The organism is Roseateles sp. (assembly GCF_039595295.1).
Lineage (GTDB): Bacteria > Pseudomonadota > Gammaproteobacteria > Burkholderiales > Burkholderiaceae_C > Roseateles.
The window spans coordinates 1-8879 of record NZ_JBCNLU010000073.1 but is presented as its reverse complement, the minus strand read 5'-3'; the positions used below and the strand labels follow the sequence as shown (position 1 = coordinate 8879).

Annotated in this window: 8 protein-coding genes and 1 pseudogene; 5 read left to right on the top strand and 4 right to left on the bottom strand. The window is 69.0% G+C overall.

Going from position 1 to position 8879, the window contains the following annotated elements; translation table 11 throughout:
- Positions 1–800 (bottom strand): annotated as a pseudogene (locus ABDW59_RS24190) (hypothetical protein); the annotation flags it as partial.
- A 115-nt stretch (positions 801–915) separates the two neighbouring features.
- Positions 916–2544, bottom strand: coding sequence for a gamma-glutamyltransferase family protein (locus ABDW59_RS24185; protein WP_343633978.1), 1629 nt, complete (start codon positions 2542–2544; stop codon positions 916–918).
- 206 nt (positions 2545–2750) lie between these two features.
- Here ABDW59_RS24185 and ABDW59_RS24180 point away from each other — a divergent pair, with 206 nt between their 5' ends.
- Entirely contained in the window at positions 2751–3008 is a 258-nt protein-coding gene (locus ABDW59_RS24180) for a hypothetical protein (RefSeq protein ID WP_343633976.1), read from the top strand.
- A gap of 143 nt (positions 3009–3151) precedes the next feature.
- On the opposite strand, the gene ABDW59_RS24175 is transcribed toward ABDW59_RS24180, so the two are convergent.
- The gene (locus ABDW59_RS24175; protein ID WP_343633974.1) at positions 3152–3385 is read right to left on the bottom strand and encodes a (2Fe-2S)-binding protein; all 234 of its coding nucleotides are present in this window, start codon (positions 3383–3385) and stop codon (positions 3152–3154) included.
- A gap of 197 nt (positions 3386–3582) precedes the next feature.
- Entirely contained in the window at positions 3583–4059 is a 477-nt protein-coding gene (bfr, locus tag ABDW59_RS24170) for a bacterioferritin (RefSeq protein ID WP_067068504.1), read from the bottom strand.
- Between the two features lie 216 nt (positions 4060–4275).
- Here bfr and ABDW59_RS24165 point away from each other — a divergent pair, with 216 nt between their 5' ends.
- From ABDW59_RS24165 to ABDW59_RS24150, 4 genes are all read left to right on the top strand, one after another.
- Entirely contained in the window at positions 4276–4503 is a 228-nt protein-coding gene (locus ABDW59_RS24165; protein WP_343633972.1) for a hemin uptake protein HemP, read from the top strand.
- A 241-nt stretch (positions 4504–4744) separates the two neighbouring features.
- Positions 4745–6991 (top strand): TonB-dependent hemoglobin/transferrin/lactoferrin family receptor, encoded by a 2247-nt coding sequence (locus ABDW59_RS24160; RefSeq protein WP_343633970.1) that lies wholly within the window; start codon positions 4745–4747, stop codon positions 6989–6991.
- Positions 6992–7007: 16 nt separating this feature from the next.
- Positions 7008–8102, top strand: a complete 1095-nt coding sequence (locus ABDW59_RS24155; protein WP_343633968.1) for a ChuX/HutX family heme-like substrate-binding protein — start codon at positions 7008–7010, stop codon at positions 8100–8102.
- Positions 8096–8879: ABC transporter substrate-binding protein (locus ABDW59_RS24150; protein WP_343633966.1), on the top strand; the 784-nt coding region annotated here is incomplete at its 3' end. The genes ABDW59_RS24155 and ABDW59_RS24150, both read left to right, overlap by 7 nt.

The following is an 8879-nucleotide window of genomic DNA, read 5'->3' as shown; positions in this document are numbered from 1 at the left end:
ATGTTGTGGCCCATCTCGTGGGCCAGCGTGCGCAGGCGCAGCGGCTCGGAGGCGGGCGTATCCGTCTTGTCGAAGTAGACGACGCGGTAGCCGTGGTTGGGCTTGCCGACCGTTCCCACGCTACCCACGGCGTTCGAGCAGTCCGCCACCTTGGGCGAAATGTAGAAGGTCGTGTCGTAGGCCTTCTGGTCGTAGCCGAGCTTGAGCGCCTCGACGCGCGCCGCCTTGCCCCAGGCGTCGCCGGTGCATTCGGTGCCGACCGGGTCAGGGATGGTCACCTCGATCACGTCGCCGGTGTCGATGGCGGTGCCGGGCGGCACGAGCTCGCGTGTGGTGACGTTCAAACGGCCGCCTGACGTGATCCAGTAGAAGGAACGGACGCTGGGGCTGCGGCTGGAGAACAGCGCATCGCGCAGTTCCTGTACCGAGCGCTGATTGCGGCGCGTCGGCGTGGACACCAGCACGCCGAGGACGGTGCGGTTGACGACGGCGGCGGGGGCCGGCGTCGGCGTGATGGGCGGCGTGGTCGGCGGCAGGGATTCGGCGGGCGGCGTCGGCTGCGGCGCCGAGGGGGGCGTGGCCGGCGTTTCAGGCGCGGGTTCGACCTCGGGCGGACCTTCGGCCGGCGGTTCCGACGTCGCATCGGAGGCGGGCGCCGACCCGGCTGGAACCCCCGGTGAGGGCTGGACGGCAGCCGGCGGCGCGGCGCTTGACGACGCGCCGCCACCGCCACACCCGGCCAGCGCCAGGGTGGCCGCCGCGGCGGCAGACAAGAGAGAGAACTTCAGCAGGGAACTCATGGAGGCCTCCAACTCACGTTGCGGAAGCCTGCCTAGTGTTCAAAGTTCGGCCAGCGTGTTCGCTTGGATCAAGGCAAGTTCCGACATCCTCGCCTGAACTTGATGGAAGCGGACCTCACCAGCCGACGGCGGCGCCGTCCCGACGCGGATCGCTGGCGGCGACATAGCCCTCCTCCGCCGGATCGCCGAGGCGCCAGATGAACTGGCCGGCGCCGAAGTCCTGGTAGCTGTCGTTGATCTCGGCGATCTGATGACCCATTGCGCGCAGGCCGGCGACGGCCTCGGGATTCATCGACGCCTCGACGTTGATCGACAGGCCCGCGTTGTAGCGCCAGCGCGGCGCGTCGCAGGCAGCCTGCGGATGCTGGCGGTAGTCGAGCATCCGCACCAGCGTCTGCATATGCCCTTGCGGCTGCATGTTGGCGCCCATCACCCCGTAGCTCATCTGCGGCTGGCCGTCCTTCATCAGGAAGGCCGGGATGATGGTGTGGAAAGGCCGCTTGCCCGGCGCGACCACGTTGGCATGGCCCGCCTCGCGGGTGAAGCCGTGGCCGCGGTTTTGCAGCGACAGACCGTAGCCCGGCACCACCACGCCCGAGCCGAAGCCGTGATAGTTGCTCTGGATGAAGCTGACCATCATGCCGTTCTCGTCGGCGGTGGTCAGATAGATGGTGCCGCCCTTGACCGGATTGCCGGCCTGGAAGTCCTGCGCGCGCCGGAGGTCGATGAGCTTGGCGCGCTCGGCCAGGTACGCGGGGTCCAGCAGCTCCGACGCCTGGACCTGCATCGTGCGGGCGTCGCTGACGTAGCGGTAGGTGTCGGCGAAGGCCAGCTTCATCGCCTCGATCTGGACGTGCTGCGAGAGCGCGCTGTCCACCGGCATGGCCGCCACGTCGAAATGCTTGAGGATGCCCAGCGCGATCAGCGCCGCGATGCCCTGCCCGTTCGGCGGGATCTCGTGCAGCGCATGGCCGGCGTAGTCCATGGAGAGGGTGTCCACCCATTCCGGCGCATAGGCGGCGAAGTCGGCGGCGGTGATCGCGCCGCCGGTCTGGCGCGCGAAGGCGGCGGTGGCCTCGGCGATCTCGCCGCGATAGAAGGCCTCGCCTTTGGTCTCGGCGATCAGGCGCAGCGTCCGCGCCGCCGCAGCGAAGCGGAACACCTCGCCCACTTCAGGCGCCCGGCCCCTGGGGAGGAAGGCCTCGGCGAAGCCTGGTTGCGAGATCAGATCAGGCAGCCCAGCGGCCAGACGCCACTTGCCCTGCACGACGATGGGCACCGCGTAGCCGCGCTCGGCGATCTCGATGGCCGGGGCCATCAGGTCGGCGAAGGGCAGCTTGCCGTAGCGCTCGCTCAGCGCGACCCACCCGCCCACCGCGCCGGGAACCGTCACCGCGTCCCAGCCGCGCAGCGGCAGCGAATGGCCGGCGCCATGCTTGCGATCGAAGTAATCGGGCGACCAGGCCTGCGGCGCGTGGCCCGAGGCGTTCAGGCCTTGCAGCGACGTCCCGTCCCACACGATGGCGAAGGCGTCCGAGCCCAACCCGTTGCTGCAGGGCTCCACCAGCGTCATGCAGGCGGCCGTGGCGATGGCGGCGTCCACCGCGTTGCCGCCCTGCGCCAGGATGCGCAGCCCCGCTTGCGCGGCCAGCGGGTGCGAGGTCGACACGACATTTCGCGCGAACAGCGGGCTGCGTTGGCTGGGGTAGCCGCGGGTCCAGTCGAAGGCGGGGGGCGTGGGCATGAAGGTCTCCTGGGCCGGATGGCCACGTGTTCTTGGCAACGCGCGATCTTGCATCAGCCCCACCCGCGCCGACAGCGCGCAAGACCTGACCCGGTCGCGCCGTGTGCGCTCAACGTAACGCAATGCAAAGCCAATCCCGGCTGTCAACACACTGCGAACCGATGCCGTTGTTCGCTCACCTTGTTCAACCCGCTGGAGTAACCCAGATGCAAGCCTTCAAGACCGTCAAGACCCTGGCCCTGATCCCCGCCCTGCTGATTGCCGGCGTCGCGATGGCTCAGACCCCTGCCGCCACCCCGGCGGCTCCGACCACGCAAGCCGCGCCCGCCACCGCCGCCGCTCCGGCGTCGGATGCCAAGGCCGAGCACAAGGGCAAGCATCACAAGGCCGGCGAAAAGAAGGCCGCGCACAAGAAGGCCGCCAAGGCCGAGAAGCCCGCGGAAGGCGCTTCCGCCGCGAAGTAAGCCGACCCTCGGGTCGACCGCGCCGGCCCAGTGCGCCGGCGCCCGGAGCGGCGCTCAAGGCGCTCCCCATGAAAGAAACCGCAGCACCGGTCATCCGGTCTGCGGTTTCTCTTTTGGTTCGCGCCTCAAGCGAGCTGAAAGGTTCAGGCGGCGTGCGCGATCGGGATGACGCGGGCGGGGGTCGAGCAGGTCACGCCGTGCGCCGCGGCGCAGGCGCGCAAGGCTTCGTCGAAGACTTCGCGGGCGCAGTCATGGCAGGCGCCGCAGGCCGACGCGACCTGGGTCTCGTCCTGCAGCACATCGAAGTTGTGGACGCCTTCGGCCACGGTGCGGCGGATGTCGCGGTCGGAAACTCGGTGGCAGAGACAAACGATCATGGCGTCGGCGGATGTCGGCGGGTCAGGTCGAACCTGGGATGACCGAGATACTAACGTAAACGCGAATCCCTCTCAATTAGCCCTTCGCGGTGTCGGAGAAGCACTCCCGCCCCACCCTCGGAGCCCTGGTCAAGCGCCCGGTGGACGCAAAAAAGCCCCGGCTGGCGGGGCTTCGAAGAAATGAGCGTGGCTGGCGGTCAGCTGGCGTCGCCCATCTGGCTCTGCAGCCAGTTCTGTTCACCAACCTGGGCGATCAGCTCGATCTGCGTCTCCAGGTGGTCGATGTGTTCTTCGGTGTCGGACAGGATTTCCTCCAGCACCTCGCGCGAGACGTAATCGCGCACGGACTCGCAATACGCGATCGCTTCCTTGAGCAGCGGATGGCTGCCCATCTCGATCTTCAGGTCGCAGTGCTGGACTTCGACGGCGTTCTCGCCGATGTACAGCTTGCCCAGGTCCTGCAGGTTCGGGAGGCCTTCCAGCATCAGGATGCGGTCCATCAGCTTGTCGGCGTGCTTCATCTCCTCGATGGACTCGGCGTACTCGTGCTTGGCCAGCTTCTCGAAGCCCCAGCTCTTGAGCATCCGGTAATGCAGGAAATACTGGTTGATCGCGGTGAGCTCGTTCTTCAGCTGCGCGTTCAGATATTCGATGACCTTGGCGTCGCCCTTCATGTTCTTCTCCTCGAGGAATCCGTTGACTGGCGCGCATTGTCTCCATCCCACACCGCCTGTGGGGACAAGACCCGACCCCCACGCTCTGCATGCGAAGCGTTCGCAGCAAGGTTCAGCCGCCCTCGCGTCAGAGGAGAACCGGCCCAAGAAAAGAAAAATCGCTATCGGCGCGATTCAAGGTTGCTATTGCGAATCGTTCTCATTAAGATGCCACGCATGACTGCCTATCACCACACCCATACCGAGGCCCTGCAAGCCGCCGCGCTGGATGGCGCACGCGTTGCCGCAGGTTCGCCGCGCGTTGAAGCGGCTTCCATCGCCCCGCGTCGCCGCATCAGCAGCCAGGCCTTGCTGGGCAATGAGCGCGAGATCGAGATCGAGCACGCCGGCAGTCTCTACCGCCTGCGCGTGACCTCGCTGGGCAAGCTGATCCTGACCAAGTGAGCCGCCGCCCGGCGCGGCGATCCGTTCCGGCCGGCCCCTGCCGGCACGGATCGCCGCGTCTCGCGGCCCCCGCCACCGCCTGACCATCTTCTGGACGACTCGAGCGCTGACGCCATTCCGGCCGCGCCCCGGTCACCGCTTCCGACAACAACCAGAACCGGGGCGTCGCCAGACGCCCGCCGCACCAGCCCGCGACGCGCCAGCCCGTGCGAGATCCGATAACGACAAGGACCTCGTCACCATGCTTCTGCGCCGCACGCCCGTCGCGCTCGCCCTCTCGTTGGGTTTCCCGCTCGCTTTCGCTCAAGCCCAAACCCAAGCCCAGGCTCAGCCCCAGGCGCCGCAGACGCCCGCCGCCGCGGGCAGCGCCGCAGCAAACTCCGCCGACAAGCCCCGCCAACTCGGCGAGCTGACCGTCTCCGCGACCCGCACCGAACGCGCCGTCGACGCCGTGCCCAACACGGTCACGGTGAAGCATCGCAAGCAACTCGAGCGCCGCGACGCGCGCGATCTGAAGGATCTGCTGGCCGATGAGGTCGACGTCGACGTGCGCTCTGCCACGCCGCGCTTCACCGCGGCCGGCGCCTCGACCGGCCGGGGCGGCAATGAAGGCCTGAACATCCGCGGCCTGGACGGCAACCGCGTGCTGATGACCATCGACGGCATCCGCGTTCCGCAGAGCTACTCCTTCGGCCCCTTCTCCAGCGGCCGCGCCGACTTCGTCGACTTGACCGCCCTGTCCGCCGCCGAGATCCTGCGCGGCCCGACCTCGACCTCCTATGGCAGCGACGGCCTCGTGGGCGCGCTGACCCTGCGCACCCTGTCGCCGGAAGACCTGCTGGTCGACGGCAAGACCTTCGCCGGCACCGCCCGCGTCGGCTACGCCAGCGTCGACGACGCCAAGTACGCCAACGCGGCGGTCGCCTTCTCCTCGGGCGACTGGAGCAGCCTGGTGCAGGCTTCGGTGCGTCGCGGCCACGAGACCAAGAACCGCGGCGACAACGACGCGCCCAACGCCAATCGCACCAAGCCCAACCCGGCGGACATCGACACCGACAGCGCGCTGGCCAAGCTCTCCTACCGCGTCGACGCCAACAACCGTTTGACCGGCGCCGTCGAGTACCGCCAGCGCAAGATGGACTCCAACGCGCTGAGCGCCGTGACCGCGCCGTTGACCACCGGCGCGCCGCTGGCCTCGACCGCCGTGCTGGCGCTGGACGCGCACGACAAGCTAGCGCGCACCCGCGTGTCCCTGGAGCACCGCTACGACAACCTCAACGCCGAGTGGATCCAGCAGGCCAAGACCCACGTCTATCTGCAGGACAGCGAGACCCGTCAGTTCTCCTACGAGGACCGCAACACCGCCGCCGACCGCACCCGCCTGGGCATCTACAAGGAACGCCTGATCGGTCTGAGCTCCGAAGCGCAGACCCAGCTGAGCCACCAGCGCCTGAGCTACGGCGTCGACATCAGCCGCAACACCATCGAAGGCGTGCGCGACGGCACGGTCCCGCCGGCCGGCGAGACCTTCCCGAGCAAGCCCTTCCCCGACACCAAGTACACGCTGGCCGGCGCCTTCCTGCAGGACGAGATCGAGGCCGGCGACTTCACGCTGATCCCCGCGCTGCGCTACGACCGCTACAAGCTGTCACCCAAGCAGGCGGGCTACACCGGCGACATCGTCGCGCTGTCCGACAGCGCGGTCACGCCGCGCATCGGCGCGATCTGGCGCGTGTCCTCGGAGTTCCAGCCCTATCTGCAATGGGGCCAGGCCTTCCGCGCGCCCACGCCGGACCAGGTCAACAACGGCTTCGCCAATCCGGCGCAGGGCTACAAGAGCATCGGCAACGCCAACCTCAAGCCCGAGCACGGCAACAGCTGGGAGCTGGGCGTGCGCGGCCGCGTCGGCGACACCCTGCGCTGGCAGCTGAGCGCCTACGACAACCGCTATCGCGACTTCATCCTGCAGACCGTGGTCGGCGGCAGCTTCACCCCGGCCGATCCGGCGGTGTTCCAGTACGTCAACCTGCAGGAAGCGCGCATCAAGGGCGTCGAAGCCCGCGCCAGCTGGGACGTCATGGCCGGCCTGAGCCTGAACGCCTCGGTCGCCCGCGCCTCCGGTCACGGCACGCAGGCCGGCGTCGAGACGCCGCTGGACACGGTGCAGCCGCTGCGCGGCAAGCTGGGCGCGCGCTACGACGCGGGCCCTTGGTCCATGGATGCGACCTGGGTCCACAGCTCGGGCAAGAAGGCCGGCGACATCAGCACCGCCACGTATTACGCGCCCAAGAAGTACGACGTCTTCGACCTGGGCGGCGAGTACCGCTTCAGCAAGACCCTGCGCCTGCAGGCCTACTTGACCAACCTCTTCGACAAGAAGTACTGGCGCTGGGCCGACGTCGCGGGCGTCGCGTCCAACAGTCCGGTCCTCGACGCCTTCACCGCCCCCGGTCGCGCCATCCAGGTGTCCGTGCGCGCCGATTTCTGATCAGGAGTACCCCGACATGAACGCCAGCTTCACCGCGCTGCGACAGGCTTTCGCCAGCGCCCGTCACGAGCGCAAGGCGCGCCATCGCGACATCGCCAGCGCCCTGAGCATCTCCGAGGGCGAGCTGCTCGCCGCCCACGTCGGCGCCTTCGACGACGGCGAGTCGCCGCTGCGCGCGCGCCGTCTGCGCGCCGAGTGGCAGGACCTGATCGCCGCGATCGAGCCGCTGGGCCCGGTCATGGCGCTGACCCGCAATGAGTCCTGCGTGCACGAGAAGGTCGGCGTCTACGCCGACGCCAGCGCGCAAGGTCCGCAGCGCCTGGTCGGCCTGGTGCTGGCCGGCGCCATCGACCTGCGCATCTTCTACAGCCACTGGCGTCACGGCTTCGCCGTCGCCGAGGCCCTGTCCGACGGGGCGATCCAGCGCAGCCTGCAGTTCTTCGACGCCGCCGGCCACGCGATCCACAAGATCTTCCTCAAGCCCGAGAGCGACCAGGCCGCCTACGAGGCACTGGTCGAGCGCTTCCTGTCGGCCGAGCAGCAGCCCGGCCTGGAGACTGCCGACGCCTGGCGGGAGCCGGCGGAGCCGGCCGACGACACGGTGGACGTGGCGGCCTTCCGCTCGGAATGGGCCTCGCTGCGCGACACGCATGATTTCTTCGGCTTGCTCAAGCGCCACCAGCTGAGCCGTACCCAGGCACTGCGCTTGGCCGATCCGCGCTTCGCGCAGCCGCTGGCGACGTCCAGCGCGCAGGAACTGCTCAGCCGCGCGGCCCAGGAAGGCGTGTCCATCATGGTCTTCGTCGGCAACCCCGGGATGATCCAGATCCACAGCGGCCCGGTGCACAAGGTCGCGATGATGGGCCCCTGGATCAACGTGCTGGACCCGGGCTTCAACCTGCATCTGCGCGAGGACCACATCGCCTCGGCCTGGCTGGTGCGCAAGCCCACCGTGGACGGGCTGGTCTGCTCGCTGGAGCTCTTCGACGCGCAAGGCCGCACCATCGCGATGATGTTTGGCGAGCGCAAGCCCGGCCAGGCCGAGCGCTGCGACTGGCGCAACCTGCTGGAGAGCCTGGTCGAGGGCGCGCCGGAGGCCGTGCCGTGCTGAGCCGCCGTCATCTGCTCGCGCTCGCGCCGGCCGCTGCGCTGCTGCCGGTCGTCGGTCCGGCTTGGGGCGCGCAGCGCCGCGTCATCAGCGTCGGCGGTGCGCTGACCGAGCTCATCTATGAACTGGGCGCCCAGGGCGAGCTGGTCGGCGTGGACAGCACCTCGCTGTACCCGGTGGCGGCGACCAAGCTGCCCAACGTCGGCTATGCGCGCACGCTGGCGGCGGAGGGTCTGCTCTCGCTGGCGCCGACGATGATCGTCGCGACCGAGGAAGCCGGCCCGCCCGCGGTGCTGCGTCAGCTGGAAACGGCCAAGGTGCCGTTGCATGTGATGCGCGCCGAGAACCGTTTCGAGGGCGTCATCGAGCGCACCAAGCTGCTCGGCGAGCTGCTGGGCCGCCAAACCCAGGCCGCGGCGCTGGTGCAGCGCCTGCAGACGGAATGGGCCGCGAGCACGCAGCTGGTGACCCGCGTGGCCGCCGGCCATCGCGCGCCGCGCGTGCTCTTCATCCTGTCCAACGCGGCCAACCAGGCACGCATCGCCGGCAGCGGCACCGGGGCGGACGCGATGATCGTCTACGCGGGCGGCGTGAACGCGCTGGGCGACGCGCAAGGCTACAAGATGCTCGCGCCGGAATCCGCGATCGCCGCGGCGCCCGACGTGATCCTGGCGACAACGCAAGGCGTCGAGGCCAGCGGCGGCATCGACGGTCTGCTCAAGCTGCCGGGCCTGGCGCAGACGCCTGCCGGTCAGCAACGCCGCGTGGTCGTGATGGAGA

Excerpts from the sequence above, each read along its gene's own strand:
- bfr (WP_067068504.1), bottom strand. The coding sequence starts at position 4,059 with ATGAAGGGCGACGCCAAGGTCATCGAATATCTGAACGCGCAGCTGAAG.
- ABDW59_RS24160 (WP_343633970.1), top strand. The coding sequence starts at position 4,745 with ATGCTTCTGCGCCGCACGCCCGTCGCGCTCGCCCTCTCGTTGGGTTTC.
- ABDW59_RS24155 (WP_343633968.1), top strand. The coding sequence starts at position 7,008 with ATGAACGCCAGCTTCACCGCGCTGCGACAGGCTTTCGCCAGCGCCCGT.
- ABDW59_RS24185 (WP_343633978.1), bottom strand. The coding sequence starts at position 2,544 with ATGCCCACGCCCCCCGCCTTCGACTGGACCCGCGGCTACCCCAGCCAA.
- ABDW59_RS24175 (WP_343633974.1), bottom strand. The coding sequence starts at position 3,385 with ATGATCGTTTGTCTCTGCCACCGAGTTTCCGACCGCGACATCCGCCGC.
- ABDW59_RS24165 (WP_343633972.1), top strand. The coding sequence starts at position 4,276 with ATGACTGCCTATCACCACACCCATACCGAGGCCCTGCAAGCCGCCGCG.
- ABDW59_RS24180 (WP_343633976.1), top strand. The coding sequence starts at position 2,751 with ATGCAAGCCTTCAAGACCGTCAAGACCCTGGCCCTGATCCCCGCCCTG.